Source organism: Kocuria sp. WRN011 (assembly GCF_002295155.1).
GTDB classification, from domain to species: Bacteria; Actinomycetota; Actinomycetes; order Actinomycetales; family Micrococcaceae; genus Kocuria; species Kocuria carniphila.
The window spans coordinates 107,707-127,399 of record NZ_NSGI01000008.1; the positions used below are offsets into that span (position 1 = coordinate 107,707).

Below are 19,693 nucleotides of genomic sequence, written 5' to 3' on the forward strand. Positions count from 1 at the left end.
GGCGCGTGCGATTGGTGCCTCGAGTATCCAGGGCCGGGGATACCCGGGGCTGTGGCCGCGCGCTTGTAGAATGGAAGGGTGACTGAACAAACCCTGGATTCTGCAACCGCAACCACTCCCTCCGGCTTCCTGCGGGTCATTGACCTGCGCGGACAGCACCTGAGCTGGAACGAGCTGCGTCATGCGGTACCCCGGCAGACGGCGTCGTCCGTGGCGGAGGCCGAAGCCAGCGTGCGATCGATCATTGAGAACGTTCAGACCAACGGCGCTGCCGCGATCCGCGAGTACGCCCAGAAGTTCGACGGCGTGGACCAGGGCCGGATCAAGGTTGATCCGGCAGAGATCCAGAAGGCCGTTGCCGAGCTGGATCCCGCCGTGCGCAAGGGCCTGGAAACCGCCATCGACCGGACACGTCGCTTCGCCAAGGCCCAACGCCCGGCGGACGTCGAGGTGGAGATCGCGCCCGGTGCCGTCCTGAACCACCGTTGGACCCCGGTCAAGCGTGCGGGCCTCTACATTCCCGGCGGGCTGGCCGTGTACCCCTCGTCCGTGATCATGAACGTCGTGCCCGCGCAGGCGGCCGGCGTGGAGTCCGTGGTGCTGTGCACCCCGCCGCAAAAGGACTTCGGTGGCCTCCCGCACCCCGTCATTCTCGCCGCAGCTGGTCTACTCGGAGTGGATGAGGTCTGGGCCATCGGTGGTGCGCAGTCGCTGGCCGCCATGGCCTACGGCCTGACTGACGGCCAGGATGAGCTGGAACCCGTGAACACGGTGACCGGTCCGGGCAATATCTTCGTGGCGATGGCCAAGCGTCAGCTGCGCTCCATCGTGGGCGTGGACGCTGAGGCAGGCACCACCGAGATCGCGATCATTGCCGATGACAGCGCCGACGCTCGTTTTGTCGCGGCAGACCTGATTTCCCAGGCCGAACATGATCCGGATGCGGGTTCGGTACTGATCACCGATTCTTTCGAGTTCGCCCAAGCCGTCGAAGCCGAGTTGGCCCCTCAAGTCGCCGAGGCGAAGCACCACGAACGCATCGGGATTGCCCTGCGCGGCCCCCAGTCCGGTGTGGTGCTCACGGACAACCTGGACCGCTCCATCGAAGTGGCCGATGCCTACGCCGCCGAGCACCTCGAAATCCACACCGAGAACGCTCGCGAGGTAGCGGGTCGAGTGCGCAACGCCGGGGCCATCTTCATCGGCTCCTACAGCCCCGTCCCGCTGGGCGACTACGCGGCCGGCTCCAACCACGTGCTGCCCACAGGCGGTACCGCGGTGTTCAATTCGGGTCTGCACGCGGCGTCGTTCATGAAGGCCGTGCAGGTCATCGAGTACAGCCGGGACGCCTTGGCCGAGCTCGAGGACGACATCGTGGCACTGGCCACGAGCGAAGATCTGCCCGCCCACGGCCGGGCCGTGACCATCCGCTCCGAAGCATCCGGCCGGGAAGGCTGATCCGTGCACTGCCCGTTCTGCCGACACAATGACTCCAAGGTGGTCGATTCCCGCACCACCGATGACGGCACCGCCATTCGACGGCGCCGTCAGTGCACGGAGTGCGGGCGACGATTCTCCACGTTGGAAACCACCTCGATCTCGGTGATCAAACGCTCCGGCGTCACCGAGCCGTTCGACCGCCAGAACATCGTGAACGGCGTGCGCAAGGCGTGCCAGGGTCGTCCGGTGAGCGAGGACGACCTGGCGATGCTCGCTCAAGAGGTCGAAGAATCGGTGCGCGCCTCCGGTTCAGCCGAGATCGACGCCCACGATGTGGGCCTGGCGATCCTCACCCCGCTGCGGCGCCTGGACGTGGTGGCCTACTTGCGGTTCGCCTCGGTGTACCAGGCCTTCGAGGGTCTCGAGGACTTCGAGCGCGCCATCGACGTGCTGCGCGAGCAGCAAGCGGAACTGGCCGGCCAGCAGACCCTGGTGCCGGACACGTCCCGTCGGACCACCGCACCGGCCGCCGCACGACGCCGCCCGGCGCGCAAGCCATCGCAAGGAACCGCAGCGGCGTCGTCGCCGGCAACGGCGAATGAGGCGGGGGAGAGCGAACCCAAGCCGCGTCGAAAGCGCGCCGCCAAGAAGCAACAGGAGGCGGCAACGCAGCCGCGTTTGCTCTAGCCTCGTCAACCTTCGCCTAGTCTGGGCAACAGAAGTCCCAGTTGAACCCCCGGTGCCGAAGGGAACGTGCGTGGCCAAGAATCCGGAACACCTTCCGCCATACAAGAAGTGGGACTGGCTCTGGCGGTCGACCTTCGAGCTGGAGTACCGGGGCTCATTACTGGTTGCGGACGTGGACTTCTTCGATTTCTCGGAGAAGATCCGGTTGTACCGGGACGGCAAGTTTGTGGCAGTAGACAGCTCGCCCGCCCGATTGCGCGTGGACGATTACGCGACCGTGGAAGCGGCTTTGTCCCTGTACGGGATGCAATACGTGCGGCTGGTTTATCTGGACGGCCGTCGCGCCGAATCATTCCGGCCAAGCGCGGGGACGGGCGAGGACCGGCGTGCGAAATTCTCGGCCAATCACCCGACGGCTGACAGGATCATTTCCGCTTGTTCCTGGATTGTGTTGGTCCTGGCTCTGGTGACCCAGATTCCGGAACTCCTGAATTTTCTGGGACGGCTGCTCGACTTCACCGTTCCCACGTTCGACCTGCCGGGCTGGCTGAACACTGCCCTGCAGATCGGCGGCATCCTGGCCGGGTTGGACCGCGCGCTACGCATGAAATTCAATCGCTGGATCGACGACACACACCTCTAGGCGCCGTTCGGGGAATTCGCAGCCTGACCGGTAAGAATACGGCGCACACTAATTCAAGGAGAGTCTCGTTATGCGCGGTGTCATGATTCACGCCCCCGGTGATATCCGAGTCGAAGATCGCCCGGACCCGGTCATCGAAGAACCCACGGATGCCATCATTCGAATGGCGGCCACCTGCATTTGTGGTTCCGATCTGTGGCCCTACCGCGGCTACGGCGATATCTCCGAACCCGCACCCATGGGGCATGAGTACGTGGGCGTGGTCGAGCACATCGGTGCCGACGTCAAGAACCTGAAGGTCGGGGATTTCGTGATCGGCTCTTTCTTCGCCTCGGACAACACGTGCGAAATCTGCCAGGACGGTTACCAGAGCCGCTGCGTCAACAACGTGGGCATGGGCGGAATCGGCACGCAGTCCGAATACGCACGCATTCCCCTGGCCGACGGCACTTTGGTCGCCACCCCGTCCCAGCCGACCGACGAGCAGATTCCGCACTTGCTGGCTGCATCCGACGTCCTGGGCACGGGCTGGTTCGCCGCCGTGGCCGCCGAGGTTGGGCCGGGCAAGACGGTAGCGGTGGTCGGCGACGGCGCCGTGGGCCTTTCCGGGGTTCTCGCCGCCAAGCAGCTGGGCGCCGAGCGCATCATTGCCATGAGCCGACACAAGAATCGCCAAGCCCTGGCCACCAAGTTTGGCGCCACCGACATCGTCGAGGAACGCGGCGACGACGGCGTCGAGAAAATCAAAGAACTGATCGGGGGACTGGGCGCGCACTGCGTCATCGAGGCTGTGGGAACGCAAGAAGCCATGCAACAGGCCATCAAGTCCACGCGTCCGGGTGGGCACGTGGGATTCGTGGGCGTCTCACACGGTGTGTCCATCGACGGTGGACAGTTGTTCATGTCCGAGGTGCACCTGCACGGAGGCCCCGCTCCGGTGCGACGGTTCCTGCCAGAACTGATCGACCTGATCATGAAGGGTCAGATCACCCCGGGTGACGTCTTCGACCTGACACTGCCGTTGGAACTGGCCGCGGAGGGCTACACGGCCATGGACGAACGCCGAGCCACCAAGGTGTTGCTAACCGTTTGAGCGGTCAGCGGACGGGATCCGCTGCCGCACCGTCGGTCGCGGGGTCCTCGAACGGCGCCCCGCCCAGGGCCTGCTCCTGCCAGTGCGTCACCAGCCAGTGCGTCACCAGCCAGCGGTCTTCGGAGCCCTCGATCACCACGGCACCGGTGTTGGACAGTGCGTTGTGCGCCACGAAATCCACGCCGATGTTCTCGCACCGGGCCGCAGTCCAGGCACGGATGATGGCACCGTGGGACACGAGGATGGGGACGTCTCCGTCTGCTGCGCTGTCGATGGCTTCCGACACGACGGCGTCGAATCGCCGGATCACGTCGTGGCCGTCCTCTTCGGAGCCCGGGATGCGAGCGTTCCAGTTACCCGCGGACCAGCCCACGGCGGTGCGGACGTACGTCTGAATCGATTCCTCGTCGTTGGCCATTTCCAGGTCACCCGCCGAGATCTCTCGGAGACCTTCACGGACGATCGGCTCGAGCCTGAAATGTCGTGCCAGGGGAGCGGCGGTCTGCTGCGTTCTCACGAGGTTGGACACGAACATCGCTCGGACTGGTTCGCTCCCTAATGTGTCCACGAGCGCTTCGGCCTGTTCTCGTCCGAGCTCCGTCAGATCTGCACCGGGTTCCGCGGTGTCCAAGCAATGACCGACATTGGAGCTGGTCTGACCGTGTCGAACGAGAATGAGCCGCAAGAGTGAAATCACCTTTCGATGGTGGGAGCGTGAACCGAGACTGCGCGGCCCAACGCGTATTCCACCATTCTGACCGGTGTTGTGTGCCAGGCGAAACCGAGGTCAAGTTCACCCGGCGAGGGAAACTCTGGTGGCGCCGTCACCACAGGTCTACTGTCAAAGGCATCAACCGTCGGTTGCCTTGCCGTGCGTGGGACAGCCCACTTGAGCGGAGAACGCCATGAATGAGAATGGCACCAACGATCCGGTCCGGGTCATGCAACGAATGTTCGAGGAAGGTTTCGCCACCGGTGACGGGGCAGTGGCGGATGAGTTATGTTCCCCGGACATGATCGATCACCAATTCGGCTTGGCGGGCACCGGCGCGGAAGCTATTGAGCATGTGAAAGCTGCCATGGCGGATGTGCACGGAGCTTTCCCGGACATCAAGTTCACCATTGAAGATTCAACAACGACTCCTGGCCCACAAGGTGACACAGTCTGGGTCCGTGCTCACGGGCACGGCACTAATACAGGTCCATTTTTCGGACCACCCACCGGTTGTGAAGTGGACTTCACCGTGATCGACGTTGCACGGGTGGTGGACGGACAGATCATCGAGCACTGGGGAGTGCCGGACCGATTCGCTCTGCTGGCCCAAACGGGTGTCCTGGGCCGACTGACATCCCAGTCCTGATCAAAGCACCAAGGGGGTGCCCATGAGTAAGAGCCGGCACTGAGGGAGCTATGCCGATTACCCGTAGTTAAGGTCAGATAACGGCATACGACCCGGAAATGCAGAAGAGACCACCCCTCGGTGGTCTCTTCTGCATTCATTCGGTGGGCCCTACCGGGATCGAACCGATGACATCTACGGTGTAAACGTAGCGCTCTACCAGCTGAGCTAAAGGCCCTTTTATAATCGGGTGGACATAACTGATACAGCTGCCAGCACCCGATTGGGGTATAGCTTACCTGCACGTAGGTAACTTCTGACAACTGCAACCGAACGTTCGGTTATGTGTCGTTGATCACGCATTTACTCACTGCTGATCTGCTGCGACAACGGTTTCCAGACGAGTTTCCGGTGAGCGATGGACTCGGTGCCCGAGAGCTTCGAATGAGTCAGCGTGACCAGCGTTCGACCGTCGGGTTTGCGCGTGATTTCCACTGCCGCGCGGGAACCGTCGGAGAGATCCCTGCGCCAGCGCCACCACTTCTCCGTCACGGACGTTCGGGGCTCGCCCACCAGCCGGGGTTCGTAACAGCCTCGGGCATGTTCTGGAGTGACACCTCTGCCAGTTGCGCGTGAGATAGGGATGCCCCTCCGGCGCCGGTCAACAATGAGGCCCAGTCCGCCCATTCGAGTGACGTTGCGCGGGCAATAGCTTCGGCTTTCGCTGGAATTCTCACGGGCGGCAGCTTATCCACGTGCACTATGTGAGTCGGTTAACACCCCTTGGAGTGGCACAAAAGGGCAACCATGCGTTAACGTTGTAGTCACGAACGCGCCGAGAGGTGCTTTCGAACCAGGGGACGCTGGTGCGCTAGATCGCCTTCGGGCGTGACAGATACGGCGGTTCGATTCCGTCGGTCTCCACCACTGAAACCCCGGACCCAAACGTTCCGGGGTTTTCTCATGCCCAATTGTGAGCGTGGGAACAAGGGGCAATCCCTGCTCAGACCCCCGCACGGTGCGTAGGCTTGTGCCATGGCTGAAGATAAGAAAGCTCAGATTGGTGTCACCGGCCTCGCGGTGATGGGCGCGAACCTTGCCCGCAATTTTGCTCGCCACGGCTACACCGTGGCCCTCCACAACCGTTCCGTGGGTAAGACGGACGCTCTCATCAAGGAACATGGTTCCGAGGGCGATTTCATCCGTACGGAAACCATGCAGGAACTCGTGGATTCCCTGGAGCGACCCCGTCGCATCCTGGTGATGGTCAAGGCCGGCGAGCCCGTGGATTCCGTGATCGAACAGCTCACCCCGCTGCTCGACGAAGGCGACATCATCATTGATGGCGGCAACTCCTACTTCCAGGACACGCGCCGTCGTGAGCGTGAATGCGCGGAGAACGGCCTGCACTTCGTGGGGATTGGCGTCTCCGGCGGTGAAGAGGGTGCCCTGAACGGCCCGTCCATCATGCCCGGTGGTTCCGAGGAGTCCTACAAGACCCTGGGCCCCATGCTCGAGGACATTTCCGCCAAGGCCAACGATGGCAAGCCGTGCTGCGCGTGGATCGACACGGACGGTGCCGGACACTTCGTCAAGATGGTCCACAACGGCATCGAGTACGCGGATATGCAGGTCATCGGCGAGGCCCACGAGTTGTTGCGTTCGGTGGCCGGCCTAGAACCCGCTGAGCAGGCGGTCGTGTTCGATGAATGGAACAAGACCGAGCTTTCCTCCTACCTCATCGAGATCACCGCTCACGTGCTGCGCCAGGTGGATTCCAAGACGGGCAAACCGTTCATCGACATCATTGCGGACGCCGCCGGCCAGAAAGGCACCGGTCGCTGGACCGTGCAAGAGGCTCTCGAGTTGGGCTCCCCGGTCACGGCCATTGCCGAGTCAGTGTTCGCCCGCGCGCTCTCATCCTCCGAGCCGGAGATGCGCCGCGAAGCTCAGGAAACCCTGCCCGCCGGAATCGGTGACACCACCGAGGACGTGGTCAAGGATCCCGAGTTCGTGGAAGACGTCCGCAAGGCGCTCTACGCATCCAAGCTGGTCTCCTACGCCCAGGGCCTGGACATGCTGACCATGGCCGGCCGCGAGTACGGCTGGGACCTGAACCTCGCGACCATCGCGAGTCTGTGGCGCGAAGGCTGCATCATTCGCGCCGAGTTGCTCAACGTGATCATGGAGGCCTACGCGGGGGACAAGGATCCGCTGAACCTGCTGTTCGCTCCCGAGTTCGTCGCAGCCATGGAAGACTGCCTGCCCGCATGGCGCCGCGTGGTCGCTCGCGCGGTCGAGCGCGGCATCCCGGCCCCGGTCTTCTCCTCGGCGCTGGCCTATTACGACGCGCTGCGCCGCCCGCGCCTCAACGCCGCCCTCACCCAGGGCCTGCGCGATTACTTCGGCGCGCACACCTACAAGCGCGTGGACGATCCCGAGAGCTCGTTCCACGTCCTGTGGAGCGGCGATCGTTCAGAGGTCGTCTCCTGATTCGTACGCAGTAGAACCAACGACGACGCCGCGGGCCACCTTTCGTACGAAAGGTGGCCCGCGGCGTCGGAATACCGGGAAAAACTAGTGCATCAGATCCACATTGCGGGATCGATGTAGCTGGAAGGGTCCACCAGGGGCTCCTGCTTCTCGGGAGTCCGCTGGCGAATCTTGCCCGGGATGCCCGTGACGATCGAATCCTCGGGAACGTCCTTGACGACCACGGCGTTCGCTCCCACGGCCGAATCCGCGCCCACGACCAGGGGGCCGAGAATCTTGGCACCCGCGCCGATGGTCACGCGGTCGCCAATGGTGGGGTGGCGCTTGACCGGTTCCAGGGAGCGGCCACCCAGGGTGACACCGTGGTAAATCATGACGTCTTCACCGATCTCGGCGGTCTCACCGATCACCACACCCATGCCGTGGTCGATGAAGAAGCGCCGTCCGATCGTGGCACCCGGGTGGATCTCCACACCCGTAGCCCACCGGGCTGCCTGGGACACCGTGCGAGCCAGCAGACGCTTATTGGGGTCCTGCCACAGCATGTGTGAGAGCCGGTGCGCCCAGATGGCGTGCAGCCCCGAATAGTTCAGCGCGACCTCCACATTGGAACGCGCCGCGGGATCGTGGCTGCGGGCAGTTTCGAGATCTTCCTTGAGTCTGCGCCAAAAGCTCACGTGTCCGTACCTCTTCTGCTCCGCCCCGTGTCAGGGCCCAATGATCTCGTGATGTAGCTGACGCCGGGGCGTCCTTCGTGCCAACGCTACAGAACCTTCTTGCTATTCCCGCCCGACCCTGGGCACGAGTTTGCACAGGTCATGACGGGGAGGATGCGAAAACACACGCGCGGCAGCGACCTTGTGGGCCGCCCGCCGCGCGTGTGTTTTCAAATCATGCGAAGTGGGGTCGAATCAGCCGCGGATGTCTTCGTAGAGGATGGTGGAGATGTAGCGCTCACCGAAGTCGCACACGACCGCCACGATCAACTTGTCGCGGTTCTCTTCCTTTGCGGCTTCCTCAAGGGCGGCCCACACGATGGCTCCGGACGAGATGCCGCCCAGGATGCCTTCTCGGGAACCCAGATCACGAGCGGTGGACACGGAGTCTTCCACGGTGACGTCGTAGACGTCGTCGTAGATGTCGCGGTCGAGGATGTCGGGAATGAAGTTTGCGCCGAGACCCTGGATCTTGTGGGGACCGGCCTTGCCCTCGGTCAGTAGCGGGGAATCGGCGGGCTCAACCGCTACCAGACGGATGTCAGGCTTCTGCTCGCGCAAGTATTTACCTGCTCCGGAAATGGTCCCGCCGGTTCCGATGCCAGCCACGAACACGTCCACCTGGCCTGAGGTATCTTCCCAGATTTCCGGGCCGGTGGTGCCGTAGTGGACATCCACGTTCGCGGGATTGGCGAACTGACGGGCCAGCACAGCGTTGTCCGAGGCATCGACAATCTCCTGGGCCTTGTCCACAGCACCGCGCATACCTTCGGCACCCGGGGTCAGCACGATCTCCGCGCCGTAAGCGCGCAGCATGACGCGACGCTCGGTGGACATGGTCTCGGGCATGGTCAGGATGACCTTGTAACCGCGGGCCGCGCCCACCATGGCCAGGGCGATACCGGTGTTACCGGAAGTGCCTTCCACCACGGTGCCGCCGGGCTTGAGTTCACCGGAGGCCTCGGCGGCGTCGATGATGGCCTTACCGATCCGGTCCTTGACCGAGTTGGCGGGGTTGTAGAACTCGAGCTTGACGGCAACGTTGCCGGGAAGGTCCTTGTCCAGCTGGTTCAAGCGGACCAGGGGAGTGCCGCCGACGATCTCGGTGACGTTGTCATAAATCTTGCCCATGGATGTTCTCTCCTGTCGTGGATTCGTGCTCGGAGGTGTGTCAGCACAGAACTGATTTTCAGCCTAGCGCCGGTGTTGGGTGGATCTCAGTGAGTTAGCCATACAGCGTAATCTTTGCGGACCTTGGCCAGCTTGGGGTTGATGATCACCTGGCAGTAGCCGTTGAACGGCTGGTTGCCGTAGAAGTCCTGGTGGAAATCCTCGGCCTCCCACAGCTTCTGCGGTTCCTCGATGGTCGTGACGATCGGGTCCTGGAACAGCGGCTGTGCCTTGTTGATGGCCTGTTCGAACAGTGAGCGCTGCTGCTCGTTGGCGGGGAACATCGCTGAGCGGTACTGCGTGCCCACGTCGTAACCTTGCCGATTCAACGTGGTCGGATCGTGACCGGTGAAGAACAGGTCCAGGATCACGTCAGCCGGAACGATCATGGGGTCGAAGGTGACCACCACGGCTTCAGCATGACCTGTGGTGCCGGAGCACACGGATTCGTAATCGGGGTGTTCGGTCTGGCCTCCGGTGTACACACTGCGGACATCCAGCACACCGCGAACACGGCGGTAGACGGCATCCAGGCACCAGAAGCAACCGCCGGCGAGCACAAAGGTTTCGGTTGAGGAAGAACTCATAGTCCATATAACGCGCAAACCGCCGCACAATTCCCGCGCCGGAAGTTGCCGTCGCTCCTAGGATGGTTCCATGACGTCTGAGGCTCAATCGCAGGACCGTACGATTCCCACGCTTGCCCAGGTGGTGGCCGCTGCGGATTCACTGTGGCCGTTCCGGCTCCAGGAGGACTGGGACGCGTCCGGCTTGGTCACGGGCCGTCCTGATCAGCCCGTGCGACGCATCCACTTTGCGGTGGATCCGGTCGCCGCGGTGGCCGAAGAGGCCATCGCCCTCGACGCCGATCTGCTGATCACCCATCACCCCCTGCTCATCCGCGGGGTCACCTCCGTTGCGGCCGAGGGTTTCAAGGGCAAGGTCATCCACGACCTGATCGAGAACCGCTGTGCACTCCTGGCCTGCCACACCAACGCGGATTCCGCCCGTCGAGGCGTATCAGACGCCTTGATCGCTGCGGCGGGGGTCAATCCCGACGACGCCGCACCGCTCGTCCCGGACGCCACGGACCCGAACGCGGGGCTGGGTCGAGTGGGCACCCTGACTCGTAGCGTCACGCTACGAGAATTGGCCCAACGCCTGGCGACGAACATCCCCGGTACTGCCCAGGGGCTGCGCATCGCCGGTGATCCGGACCGAATGGTCACCACCATCGCAGTGTGTGGTGGCTCCGGCGACTCGCTCTTCCACACGGTGCGATCCTCCGGTGCGGACGTGTACGTCACCGCCGACCTGCGTCATCACCCCGCATCCGAGGCTCGCGAACAGGCCCTGGGACCGGGGGAGAAGGGCACACCGGCACTGATCGACGCCGCCCACTCCGCGAGCGAGGCTCTGTGGCTTCCGTGGGGAGCCGAGGACCTGCAGCGAGCGCTCGCCGCCCAGGGGCTTGACGTAGAGGTGTACGTCAGCGACCTGCGCACCGACCCGTGGGATTTCCGCGTAGCCTCACCCGACTCCGATTCAACGCCGAATCTCACTTCAGGAGAGACCTCATGACCGAGCAACAGCCTGCCTTGACCGCGCTCTTGGGCCTGCAAACGGTGGACTCCGAACTGCACGGAATCATGGTCAAAGCAAAGTCCCTGCAAGAATCCGAGCATGTGAAAGCGCTATTGGCACGCCGCACCCAGGCTATTGAGGCGGCCAAGCAATTGGACGCCCGAGGCAAGGAGGCTGCGAGCGGCGTCGACACCGCGGAGGCCAAGGTGCGGGAGATCCAGGTCAAGATCGACCGGGACACCGAGCGACTGAATCACGGTGGCACCGCCAAGGACCTGATGGGGATTCAGCACGAGATCGACACGCTCACCAAGCAGCGCGGCGAGGCCGAGAACGCCCAGTACCAAGCAATGGAGCACGCAGAGGCCGTCGCTGCGGACCGGGAACAGAAACTGCCCCTGCTACGGGCCGCGGATGCGCAGGCCAAGGAGGCCGTCGCGCAGCGGGACCAAGACCTCGCCGCGTTGAAGGAACGCCACCAGGAGCTCACCGCGCAACGACCCGGACGGGTGAGCGCGGTGGGCGATGACGCCCTGGTCAAGCGATATGACTCGCTGCGCAACGCGCGGGGCGGTGGTCGAATCGCCGTCGCGCGCTTCGAACGTGACACCTGCGGAGCGTGTGGTACGCACATGAGCCCGGGGGATGCAGAAACCATCGCCCATACTCCGGCGGGCAGCATTCCCACCTGTATTGAGTGTTCCGCGCTGTTGGTCCGGTGAGGCCGTTCGATCCGGCGTGAATCGGGGGACGCGCACGGCGCGGTAGGATCGACGCTGGACAGGCGGGCCGGGTGACCGCGCGGCGCATCGAAAGGCGCGTCTCGAGGAAAGTCCGGGCTCCGCAGAGCTGGATGGTGGGTAACGCCCACTCGGGGAAACCCGCAGGACAGTGCCACAGAAAATAGACCGCCCGCCTCGAGCGGGTCAGGGTGAAAAGGTGGTGTAAGAGACCACCAGCGTGCCGGGTGACCGGTGCGGCTTGGTAAACCCCATCCGGAGCAAGGCCATGCAGGGTGCGTTCGAGGGCTGCTCGCCCGAGCGCCCGGGTAGGCTGCTTGAGCCGTGCGGCAACGCACGGCCTAGATGGATGGTCACCACCGCGGCTCGGGTAACCGGCCGCGGCACAGAACCCGGCTCATAGGCCCGCCTGTCCCCTAGACTTCTGGGGTGCTGATTCTGCTACCCCCATCCGAGTCCAAGACCGCTCCCGTCAGCGGCGATCCCGTGTCATTGGACACACTGAGCTTTCCCGAACTGACAAAAGACCGCGACCACTTGGCAACCACGCTGGCGCGCGTCAGCGGGCAGAAGAACGCGCTGTCCGTCCTGGGCGTGGGGGAGTCCCTGGCTACCGACGTCGCTCGCAACCGTGATCTTCCCACCGCACCAACCGCGCCGGCACTGTCCGTGTACACCGGGGTGCTTTATGACGCCCTCGACGCTGATTCTCTCTCCGCGGCCGCACACGAGGTTGCGGACCGGTCGCTGATGGTGATTTCCGCCTTGTGGGGTGCGGTACGGCCGAGCGATCACATTCCCGCGTACCGCCTGTCGATGGGCACGGATCTGCCCCGGCACGGGAAACTCAATACGTGGTGGAAACCGCGGCTGTCCCCGGTGTTGGATCGAGTGGCAACCGATCAGGTCATTGTGGATTGCCGGTCTGCCGCCTACGCCGCGGCGTGGAAGGCGCCCGCGGCGGAGACCATTGCGGTGCGCGTCGAACAGCTCAACGAGGCGGGCAAACGCTCCGTGGTCTCCCACAACGCGAAGTACACACGGGGTCTGGTGGCCCGGTTCCTGTGTGAGTACGAGGCCGAGCACGGCGCGTTCGAAACCGTGCATGCCGTTCGGGATGCCCTGAGTAAGCGCTGGAGGGTCGAACTGACCGAGCCCACCGCGCGCAAGGCCGGAACGCTCACCGTGGTACTGGATCCCCCGACCGTGTAACGGCCATGGGCCGCGCAATCCAGGACTGCGTTGACCCGGGACCCGATGAACGGGTGCCCGCTTCGAGTCAATTCCGTGTGATCAGTGACCGAACGGGTCCTCGTCCTCACCGGGTAGCCAGGTGGAATCGGTGGACCAAGCTTCGTTCTTGATGGCCTTCTTGGCTTTTTTGCCCCATCTGGTGTTGAGACGGTCCACGTAGAGCTTGCCGTCCAGGTGGTCGTACTCGTGTTGCATCACGCGAGCGAACCAGCCGTTGGCCTCGAATCCGACGGGGTCGCCGTTCTCGTCCTGGCCCGCAATGCGAACCCAGTCCGCGCGCTTCAAGGGCCATGAATAACCGGGCACGGACAGACAACCCTCGGCTTCTTCATCCGGGTCCGGGGCGAGCTCGGAGATCTTTCCCGTGGTGAGCACCGGGTTCACGAGCACGCCGCGAGGTGCCACGCCGTCCTCGTTGTCGAAGACGTAGGTGAAGATGCGTAGCCCCACGCCGATCTGGGGAGCAGCAAGGCCTACTCCGTGAGCCGCGTCCATGGTCTCGTACATGTCCGCTATCAGCTCGCGCAGTTCGTCATTGAACTCGGTGACCTTCGCCGCTGGGCGGTGAAGCACCGGATTCCCGGTCATGACGATGGGGCGAATGGCCATACTGATGTTCCTCACGCGGTGCAATCGGGGGCGGGTGATCCGCACGTCAATATATCGCGAGACCGGGCATGTCACGGGATGCTCCTTCGTCCGGCTAACATTAAGCCCGCTGAATATCTCCCCCACAGGGGTGTGGTGTCGTGCGCGCTCTACGGGCTGAACTGGCCGGTGGGCCAAATTGTCTGAACCTAAGGAGGAACGTCCGAGTGAGGGTTGCGTCAGCACCGCACGGACACGTGTACATCCAACACCTGGCCGACCCCGACACCTCGGACGGCGTCTATCGACTTCCCGACCCCACACCGGAGCGCTCCGTTCCCGGTGCGCCCTGGTGGCCCCTGGTCATGTTGGACGTGGAATGGATCAACGAACACGCCCACCAGTTTGATGTCTTTCATTTGCATTTCGGCTTTGATGCCGTGGCCCCAGCGGAGCTCGAACGCATTGTGTCCGCGTTGCACGCCCACGCCAAGCCGTTCGTCTACACGGTCCATGATCTGCGCAATCCTCACCAGGTGGATCCCGCAATTCAGGATGCGGCCCTCGACGTCCTGATTCCCCAAGCGGACCAGCTCATCACCCTCACCCGGGGTGCGGCGGACGAGATCGAGCGGCGCTGGGGTCGAACGGCCACGGTGATCCCGCATCCGCACATCGTGCCCCTCGACCTGCTGGATCGACCGCGGCCCGAACACCGCTGCGTGACCGTGGGTTTGCACCTCAAAAGCATGCGCACCAACATGAATCCGATGCCGGTGCTTCGAACCCTGTTGGACGAGATTCGCGACCGGGACATGAACCTGCTCATTGACGTTCACACGGATGTGGTGCGCTCCGAGGGGACCCACTACAACGCCGAGGTCGCGCAGCTCTTACGGACCGTGCAGGAACGTGAAGATGTCCGAGTACACGTTCACGACTTCTACACCGATGACGATCTGTGGGACTACATTGCCGGACTGGATCTATCCGTATTGGCGTATCGGTTCGGGACTCATTCGGGCTGGCTCGAAGCTTGCTACGACCTGGGTACCCGCGTGCTGGCACCGTCGGTGGGGTTCTACCACCAGCAGCATCCGGGTGTCTTGAGCTTCGACTGGACTGACGAAGGTCAGCCGGAGGCGGGTCAGATAGCCGCGGCATTGGACGAGGTCGAGAAACTGGGGCCGTGGCGGGCAACCCGCGAGGAACGCATGGCGCAGCGACGAGAGATCGCTCGCGCACACGACGAGATTTATCGAACAGCAGTGGCGGGGAGACCTTCATGAAAATTGCTTTGCTCGCACACGACCGATTCCCGATCGCAGCCCCCTTTGCCGGTGGGCTGGAATCTTTCACGTGGTACCTGGCCAAGGGACTGCGCGAACGAGGGATCGACGTGGTGGTCTTTGCCGCGCCCGGCAGCGATCCGGCCCTGGAAGCCGAAGAATTGGCCGTGGAACCGGTCTCGCTCAGTGAACAGGCTCGCAACGACGTGTCGATGCCACCCGAGGGGCAAGTGCGGGAGACCATTTCCTACCTGCAGGTGATGACCGCACTGGCACAGCGCGATGACATTGACGTGGTCCACAACAACTCGCTCCACTACCTGCCCATCGCCATGGCCCAATCACTCAGGCAGCCCTTCCTCACGACACTCCACACGCCCAACACCCCGTGGATGGAACCGGCCCTGCGGTTGAGCCCGGGTGTCACGACTGCCGCCGTGAGTTCATCGATCGCCCACATGTGGCGCGATGTCACCGCCGCGCGCGTGATTCCCAACGGTGTGGACCTGGATCATTGGTCCCTGGGACCGGGCGGGGATTCGCTGGTCTGGTCCGGGCGTATCGTTCCGGAGAAGGCCCCCCACCTTGCCGCGATGATCGCCCGGGAAGCCGGATGGAAACTGCGCATCGCGGGACCACTCTCCAACCAGGAGTACTACGAATCACAGTTGAAGCCGCTGCTGTCGGAGGACATCACCTACGCGGGGCACCTGGAACCGGATGAACTACATCACCTGGTCTCCCACAGTGCGGCGTGCTTGGTGACTCCGCAGTGGGAAGAACCCTACGGGCTGGTCGCCGCGGAAAGCATGGCATGCGGTACTCCGGTGCTGGCGATTGCTCGCGGTGGCCTCGCTGAAGTGGTGCAGGCACCGGGTGGTCGGTCCGTGCTCCCCGAGGCCACCGAGGAGCAGACCGTCACCGCGGCCGCCCGCGCCCTCGACGGCGTGGTGGCCATGGATCGCGCCACGGTACGCGAGCACGCTCGCGCTCGGTGTTCCTTGGACGCCACCGTGGATCAGTACGTGGACCTGTACCGGGAGCTGGTTGCCCGATGATCGGGTACTACATTCACCATCAGGGACTGGGCCACCGGACTCGCGCGACGGGAATCGCTCGTCAACTTGAGGTCCCCGTAATCGGATTCAGTTCCTTGACGGCCCCGGAGAATTGGCCCGGTCAATGGTGCACCCTGCCCATGGACGTTCCCCGTAGGCCGGTGGATCCCACGGCGAACGGCGTCTTGCACTGGGCGCCGTTGGACCACGCCGGTTACCGCGAACGTATGCGATTGATGGCCGAGTACCTCGGGTCCGAGCTCTCGGTCATGGTCACGGACACCTCCGCCGAGGTGACACTCCTCGCCCGGCTTTTCGGCGTTCGCACGGTGGTCATGGCCATGCGCGGCAATCGTACGGACCGTACGCACCGTGACGCCTACGACGCCGCGTCCATGATCGTGGCCCCGTGGACGGCGGAGTCGGCCGAGGACTATTGGCCGCGCGAGTGGACCGAGAAAACCGTGTTCGCGGGCGCTATCTCGCGGTTCGATCACCTCGCGGTCACGCCGGTAGCAACCACTGACGACGTCGCCCGGTCCGATTCCCGGCGCAAGGTCCTGGTGGTCTGGGGCGGCGGCGGCACCGACGTCACCGATAACGACATCGACCGGGCGCGGCTGGCCACGCCGGACTGGGACTGGACCGTGCGCAGCCCTGCCAACCCGTCACCGGACCTGTGGGCCGACCTGCAAGCGGCAGATGTGGTGGTCAGCCACGCCGGGAACAACGCCGTGGCAGAGCTCTCCGCGGCGGCCCGGCCCGCAGTGGTCATCGCACAGCCGCGGCCCTTCGACGAACAGCACGCAACCGCTCGCGCGCTCGAGAAGGCCGGGGTGTGCACCGCGCTGGATCACTGGCCGGAGCCGGATGAGTGGCACAGCCTCCTGGAGAACGCGCGGGAACGCGGAGGTTCCGGCTGGGCACGCTGGCGCTATGACTGCGGAGCGCGCCGCGCGGCCCAGGCTATTGAACGACTCGACGATGTGGCGTTGACGTGCGAACCGCGCTGATCACGATCGTCCGCGGTCGCCACGAGCACCTCCGACGACAGTTGAGATGGGTGTCACGGTTGGCGCCCCAGCCGGAGTTCCACGTGGTGGTGAGCATGGGCGATCCCAAGATCTCTGGCCTGGTGGCCGAGAACAAGAACGGCCGCGGCGTCGTCGTCGCGATGGAGCCCACCGAAGAACTTCACCTCGCGGTGGCGCGGAACGCGGGCGTGGCCAAGGCAGCGGAACTCGGTGCGGACGCCGTAGTGCTGCTGGACGTGGATTGTTTACCGGATCGCGACCTGATCGGCGACTACGCGGGCGCGTTGGCAGAGACCGGGACACGCACCGCCGTGATCAGCGGCCGGGTCAAGTACCTACCTGAAGGCATGACCGAGGCCGACTACACCGCCAGCGGCGTAGCGGAATTGGGCCGGGACCACCCGGCGCGGCGGATCCCACCAGGCGACTCCTTGGAACCTGCCGATCCCCGAATGCTGTGGTCGCTCAATATCGCCTCCACGGTCGAGAGCTGGAACCGGATCGGCGGGTTCGATGAGGCCTATGTGGGGTACGGGGGAGAGGACACGGACTTCGGCCAGCGCTTGGCCGCGGCCGGAGGGACCATGTGGTGGAGTGGCCGGGCCTGCGCCTACCACCAGTACCACCCCACGGTGACTCCGCCGGTCCAGCACGCGGCGTCCATTGCCCGCAACGCCAACATCTTCCGCGAGAAGTGGGGATTCGACCCTATGGAGGGCTGGCTGAATGACATGCTCGACACGGGGCACCTAACGCATGAAGCCGGTCATTGGCGGGCTGCGGATCAACCGCGATAGCACTTAAGGAGCACTTGCCACTAAGGTCGTTCACGTGGAAGATCAGTCTGCTGCAATTACCCTCGCGCTCGTGAACGACTACCCGGTGGTCATTCAGGGTGTGGCGCGAATGCTCCAAAACCATGACCGACTCGTGGTGAACGAGTTGGACTCCGGCGAAATCCCAGGTCACGCTGTGGACCTCGTGCTGTTCGATGCGTTCGCCGCTCGTGACCGCGGCGAGTACGACGTGTCACGGTTGCTTGAGGACGTGCAGAACCGGAAATTGGTCATCTACACCTGGAACGTAGCCGAGGATCAGGTGCACAAAGCTCTGGCCCTGGGGGTCCACGGGTATTTGTCGAAAGAACTTACGGCCGATCAGTTGGCAGAAGCGCTGGTCAGAATCCACGAAGGCGAACGCGTGGTCATGCCGGAACCGACGAACGAAGACATCGAGATCGCCGACTGGCCGGGACGACACGCCGGACTGTCACCCCGCGAAGCAGAGGTCGTAGCTCTGATCACACAGGGTGCCACCAACGATGAAATCGCCCGCACGTGTTATTTGAGCATCAACTCCGTCAAGTCCTACATCCGGTCCGCGTATCGCAAGATGGGCGTCGAGCGGCGCAGCCAAGCGGTGCTCTGGGGCGTGCAGAACGGCATGCAGCCCAAGGTCGCGCGTTCCTGATTTCACCCTTGAGGTGGTGGAAGCACTCAGATTGACCGGGCAGAATAGTCATATGACTGATCAATTTGCTGCAGACAAAGCCGCCCGTGAACTCGCCGGAGAAGAAGGCGGATTCCCAACGCAGGAACAAGCCCCTCCCGGTCTGACCACCGATATGACCCCGCTGCCCGACCACGGTGAAGAAAGCTGGGCCGGCCGCGGTCGGCTCGAAGGTATGAAGGCGCTGATCACCGGAGGCGATTCCGGTATCGGTCGCGCCGTCGCCATTGCCTACGCGCGAGAGGGCGCGGATGTTGCCATCAACTACCTCGCCGAGGAACAGTCCGACGCCGAGGACACCAAGCAGTGGATCGAGAAGGCTGGCCGCAAGGCCGTGTTGTTGCCCGCAGATCTGCGTGATGAGCAGGCAGCGCGCGGTGTCGTTGACGATGCAGCATCCCAGCTGGGTGGCCTGGACATCGTAGTCAACAACGCCGGTTTCCAGTGGGCTCGCCGCGACGGTGGTCTGCAGGGTCTGAAGACCGAAGAAATGGACCGTGTGTTCAAGACCAACCTGTACGCCCTGTTCTGGGTGTCTCAGCAGGCGTTGAAGTACCTGAAGGACGGCTCGAGCATCATCAACGTGAGCTCCATCCAGGCCTACGATCCCTCGGAGAACCTGATCGACTACGCCTCGACCAAGGCCGCGATCAACAACTTCACTGTCAACCTGGCCAACGAGATCGGTGAAAAGGGTATCCGCGTCAACGCCGTGGCACCGGGCCCCATTTGGACTCCGCTCCAGCCCGCGACCAAGGCCGGCGAGTCGATGCCCGCTTTCGGCGGAGACACCGCTCTGGGGCGTGCGGGTCAGCCGTCCGAACTGGCCGGCGCGTTCGTGTTCCTGGCCAGCCCGGCTGAGGCCTCCTACGTGTCCGGCACCGTGATCGGTGTCACCGGAGGCAAGCCGGTCTTCTAAACTGACCGGACACGTTCTCAGCTCCCTGACCAAGGACTGAACTGATGATCAAGAAGCCGGTGGTATCCCTTCTCGTGGCTGCGCTCGTTCTGAGCGGCTGCGGCCCACTCACGGGAGGGGAGCCACCGGCTTCTCC

Annotated in this window: 21 protein-coding genes, 2 tRNA genes and 1 other RNA gene; 17 read left to right on the forward strand and 7 right to left on the reverse strand. The window is 63.7% G+C overall.

The window, feature by feature from the left end:
- Nucleotides 1-78 precede the first annotated feature (78 nt).
- From hisD to CKW39_RS12300, 4 genes are all read left to right on the forward strand, one after another.
- Complete coding sequence (gene hisD, locus CKW39_RS12285) at nucleotides 79-1,458, forward strand: histidinol dehydrogenase (RefSeq protein WP_095798405.1); 1,380 nt, start codon at nucleotides 79-81, stop codon at nucleotides 1,456-1,458.
- Nucleotides 1,459-1,461: 3 nt separating this feature from the next.
- The gene (gene nrdR, locus CKW39_RS12290; RefSeq protein ID WP_095798406.1) at nucleotides 1,462-2,127 is read left to right on the forward strand and encodes a transcriptional regulator NrdR; all 666 of its coding nucleotides are present in this window, start codon (nucleotides 1,462-1,464) and stop codon (nucleotides 2,125-2,127) included.
- A 70-nt stretch (nucleotides 2,128-2,197) separates the two neighbouring features.
- Nucleotides 2,198-2,770, forward strand: a complete 573-nt coding sequence (locus tag CKW39_RS12295) for a hypothetical protein (protein ID WP_095798407.1) — start codon at nucleotides 2,198-2,200, stop codon at nucleotides 2,768-2,770.
- A gap of 70 nt (nucleotides 2,771-2,840) precedes the next feature.
- Nucleotides 2,841-3,863, forward strand: coding sequence for a zinc-dependent alcohol dehydrogenase family protein (locus CKW39_RS12300; protein ID WP_095798408.1), 1,023 nt, complete (start codon nucleotides 2,841-2,843; stop codon nucleotides 3,861-3,863).
- Between the two features lie 4 nt (nucleotides 3,864-3,867).
- On the opposite strand, the gene CKW39_RS12305 is transcribed toward CKW39_RS12300, so the two are convergent.
- Complete coding sequence (locus tag CKW39_RS12305) at nucleotides 3,868-4,560, reverse strand: histidine phosphatase family protein (protein WP_238663176.1); 693 nt, start codon at nucleotides 4,558-4,560, stop codon at nucleotides 3,868-3,870.
- A gap of 208 nt (nucleotides 4,561-4,768) precedes the next feature.
- Between CKW39_RS12305 and CKW39_RS12310 the strand changes: the two genes are divergently transcribed.
- Nucleotides 4,769-5,224 (forward strand): ester cyclase, encoded by a 456-nt coding sequence (locus tag CKW39_RS12310; protein WP_095798409.1) that lies wholly within the window; start codon nucleotides 4,769-4,771, stop codon nucleotides 5,222-5,224.
- Nucleotides 5,225-5,368: 144 nt separating this feature from the next.
- Here CKW39_RS12310 and CKW39_RS12315 read toward each other — a convergent pair.
- Both CKW39_RS12315 and CKW39_RS12320 read right to left on the reverse strand, forming a co-directional pair.
- Nucleotides 5,369-5,441, reverse strand: a tRNA-Val gene (locus CKW39_RS12315).
- A 125-nt stretch (nucleotides 5,442-5,566) separates the two neighbouring features.
- A complete protein-coding gene (locus CKW39_RS12320; RefSeq protein WP_095798410.1) occupies nucleotides 5,567-5,776 on the reverse strand; it encodes a hypothetical protein in 210 nt (69 codons plus the stop codon).
- Nucleotides 5,777-6,059: 283 nt separating this feature from the next.
- Here CKW39_RS12320 and CKW39_RS15475 point away from each other — a divergent pair.
- Both CKW39_RS15475 and gndA read left to right on the forward strand, forming a co-directional pair.
- Nucleotides 6,060-6,130, forward strand: a tRNA-OTHER gene (locus CKW39_RS15475).
- 108 nt (nucleotides 6,131-6,238) lie between these two features.
- Entirely contained in the window at nucleotides 6,239-7,696 is a 1,458-nt protein-coding gene (gene gndA, locus CKW39_RS12325; protein ID WP_095798411.1) for an NADP-dependent phosphogluconate dehydrogenase, read from the forward strand.
- Nucleotides 7,697-7,788: 92 nt separating this feature from the next.
- Here the strand turns inward: gndA and epsC are convergent, their stop codons facing one another.
- From epsC to msrA, 3 genes are all read right to left on the reverse strand, one after another.
- Nucleotides 7,789-8,373 carry a serine O-acetyltransferase EpsC gene (gene epsC, locus CKW39_RS12330; RefSeq protein ID WP_095798412.1) on the reverse strand — a complete coding sequence of 195 codons (585 nt, stop codon included), beginning with the start codon at nucleotides 8,371-8,373 and terminating at the stop codon, nucleotides 7,789-7,791.
- A 234-nt stretch (nucleotides 8,374-8,607) separates the two neighbouring features.
- Nucleotides 8,608-9,543: a cysteine synthase A gene (gene cysK / locus CKW39_RS12335; protein ID WP_095798413.1), complete on the reverse strand. Its 936-nt coding sequence runs from the start codon at nucleotides 9,541-9,543 to the stop codon at nucleotides 8,608-8,610.
- An 86-nt stretch (nucleotides 9,544-9,629) separates the two neighbouring features.
- Nucleotides 9,630-10,169: a peptide-methionine (S)-S-oxide reductase MsrA gene (gene msrA / locus CKW39_RS12340; RefSeq protein WP_095798414.1), complete on the reverse strand. Its 540-nt coding sequence runs from the start codon at nucleotides 10,167-10,169 to the stop codon at nucleotides 9,630-9,632.
- Nucleotides 10,170-10,239: 70 nt separating this feature from the next.
- Here msrA and CKW39_RS12345 point away from each other — a divergent pair, with 70 nt between their 5' ends.
- From CKW39_RS12345 to CKW39_RS12360, 4 genes are all read left to right on the forward strand, one after another.
- Complete coding sequence (locus tag CKW39_RS12345) at nucleotides 10,240-11,163, forward strand: Nif3-like dinuclear metal center hexameric protein (RefSeq protein ID WP_173674325.1); 924 nt, start codon at nucleotides 10,240-10,242, stop codon at nucleotides 11,161-11,163.
- Nucleotides 11,160-11,888, forward strand: coding sequence for a zinc ribbon domain-containing protein (locus CKW39_RS12350; RefSeq protein WP_095798415.1), 729 nt, complete (start codon nucleotides 11,160-11,162; stop codon nucleotides 11,886-11,888). Before CKW39_RS12345 ends, CKW39_RS12350 begins: the two co-directional genes overlap by 4 nt.
- A gap of 59 nt (nucleotides 11,889-11,947) precedes the next feature.
- An RNA gene (gene rnpB, locus CKW39_RS12355) (RNase P RNA component class A) lies at nucleotides 11,948-12,322 on the forward strand.
- Nucleotides 12,323-12,335: 13 nt separating this feature from the next.
- Complete coding sequence (locus CKW39_RS12360; RefSeq protein WP_095798416.1) at nucleotides 12,336-13,118, forward strand: YaaA family protein; 783 nt, start codon at nucleotides 12,336-12,338, stop codon at nucleotides 13,116-13,118.
- An 81-nt stretch (nucleotides 13,119-13,199) separates the two neighbouring features.
- Here the strand turns inward: CKW39_RS12360 and def are convergent, their stop codons facing one another.
- The gene (gene def, locus CKW39_RS12365) at nucleotides 13,200-13,769 is read right to left on the reverse strand and encodes a peptide deformylase (protein WP_095798417.1); all 570 of its coding nucleotides are present in this window, start codon (nucleotides 13,767-13,769) and stop codon (nucleotides 13,200-13,202) included.
- A 206-nt stretch (nucleotides 13,770-13,975) separates the two neighbouring features.
- On the opposite strand from def, the gene CKW39_RS12370 reads away from it, so the two are divergent.
- The 6 genes from CKW39_RS12370 to CKW39_RS12395 all read left to right on the forward strand — a co-directional run bounded on the left by CKW39_RS12370 (nucleotide 13,976) and on the right by CKW39_RS12395 (nucleotide 19,557).
- On the forward strand, nucleotides 13,976-15,037 hold the full coding sequence (locus tag CKW39_RS12370) for a glycosyltransferase (protein WP_095798418.1): 1,062 nt from the start codon (nucleotides 13,976-13,978) through the stop codon (nucleotides 15,035-15,037).
- Nucleotides 15,034-16,095, forward strand: coding sequence for a glycosyltransferase family 4 protein (locus CKW39_RS12375; protein WP_095798419.1), 1,062 nt, complete (start codon nucleotides 15,034-15,036; stop codon nucleotides 16,093-16,095). The genes CKW39_RS12370 and CKW39_RS12375 overlap by 4 nt, the downstream gene beginning before the upstream one ends.
- 140 nt (nucleotides 16,096-16,235) lie before the next feature.
- The gene (locus CKW39_RS12380) at nucleotides 16,236-17,108 is read left to right on the forward strand and encodes a glycosyltransferase (RefSeq protein WP_254049403.1); all 873 of its coding nucleotides are present in this window, start codon (nucleotides 16,236-16,238) and stop codon (nucleotides 17,106-17,108) included.
- Entirely contained in the window at nucleotides 17,093-17,926 is an 834-nt protein-coding gene (locus CKW39_RS12385; RefSeq protein WP_095798421.1) for a glycosyltransferase family 2 protein, read from the forward strand. Before CKW39_RS12380 ends, CKW39_RS12385 begins: the two co-directional genes overlap by 16 nt.
- A gap of 34 nt (nucleotides 17,927-17,960) precedes the next feature.
- On the forward strand, nucleotides 17,961-18,599 hold the full coding sequence (locus CKW39_RS12390) for a DNA-binding response regulator (protein WP_095798422.1): 639 nt from the start codon (nucleotides 17,961-17,963) through the stop codon (nucleotides 18,597-18,599).
- Between the two features lie 52 nt (nucleotides 18,600-18,651).
- A complete protein-coding gene (locus CKW39_RS12395) occupies nucleotides 18,652-19,557 on the forward strand; it encodes an SDR family oxidoreductase (protein WP_095798423.1) in 906 nt (301 codons plus the stop codon).
- Nucleotides 19,558-19,693 lie beyond the last annotated feature (136 nt).

Excerpts from the sequence above, each read along its gene's own strand:
- CKW39_RS12300 (WP_095798408.1), top strand. The coding sequence starts at position 2,841 with ATGCGCGGTGTCATGATTCACGCCCCCGGTGATATCCGAGTCGAAGAT.
- CKW39_RS12310 (WP_095798409.1), top strand. The coding sequence starts at position 4,769 with ATGAATGAGAATGGCACCAACGATCCGGTCCGGGTCATGCAACGAATG.
- gndA (WP_095798411.1), top strand. The coding sequence starts at position 6,239 with ATGGCTGAAGATAAGAAAGCTCAGATTGGTGTCACCGGCCTCGCGGTG.
- cysK (WP_095798413.1), bottom strand. The coding sequence starts at position 9,543 with ATGGGCAAGATTTATGACAACGTCACCGAGATCGTCGGCGGCACTCCC.
- msrA (WP_095798414.1), bottom strand. The coding sequence starts at position 10,169 with ATGAGTTCTTCCTCAACCGAAACCTTTGTGCTCGCCGGCGGTTGCTTC.
- CKW39_RS12345 (WP_173674325.1), top strand. The coding sequence starts at position 10,240 with ATGACGTCTGAGGCTCAATCGCAGGACCGTACGATTCCCACGCTTGCC.
- CKW39_RS12350 (WP_095798415.1), top strand. The coding sequence starts at position 11,160 with ATGACCGAGCAACAGCCTGCCTTGACCGCGCTCTTGGGCCTGCAAACG.
- def (WP_095798417.1), bottom strand. The coding sequence starts at position 13,769 with ATGGCCATTCGCCCCATCGTCATGACCGGGAATCCGGTGCTTCACCGC.
- CKW39_RS12375 (WP_095798419.1), top strand. The coding sequence starts at position 15,034 with ATGAAAATTGCTTTGCTCGCACACGACCGATTCCCGATCGCAGCCCCC.
- CKW39_RS12380 (WP_254049403.1), top strand. The coding sequence starts at position 16,236 with ATGGACGTTCCCCGTAGGCCGGTGGATCCCACGGCGAACGGCGTCTTG.
- CKW39_RS12395 (WP_095798423.1), top strand. The coding sequence starts at position 18,652 with ATGACTGATCAATTTGCTGCAGACAAAGCCGCCCGTGAACTCGCCGGA.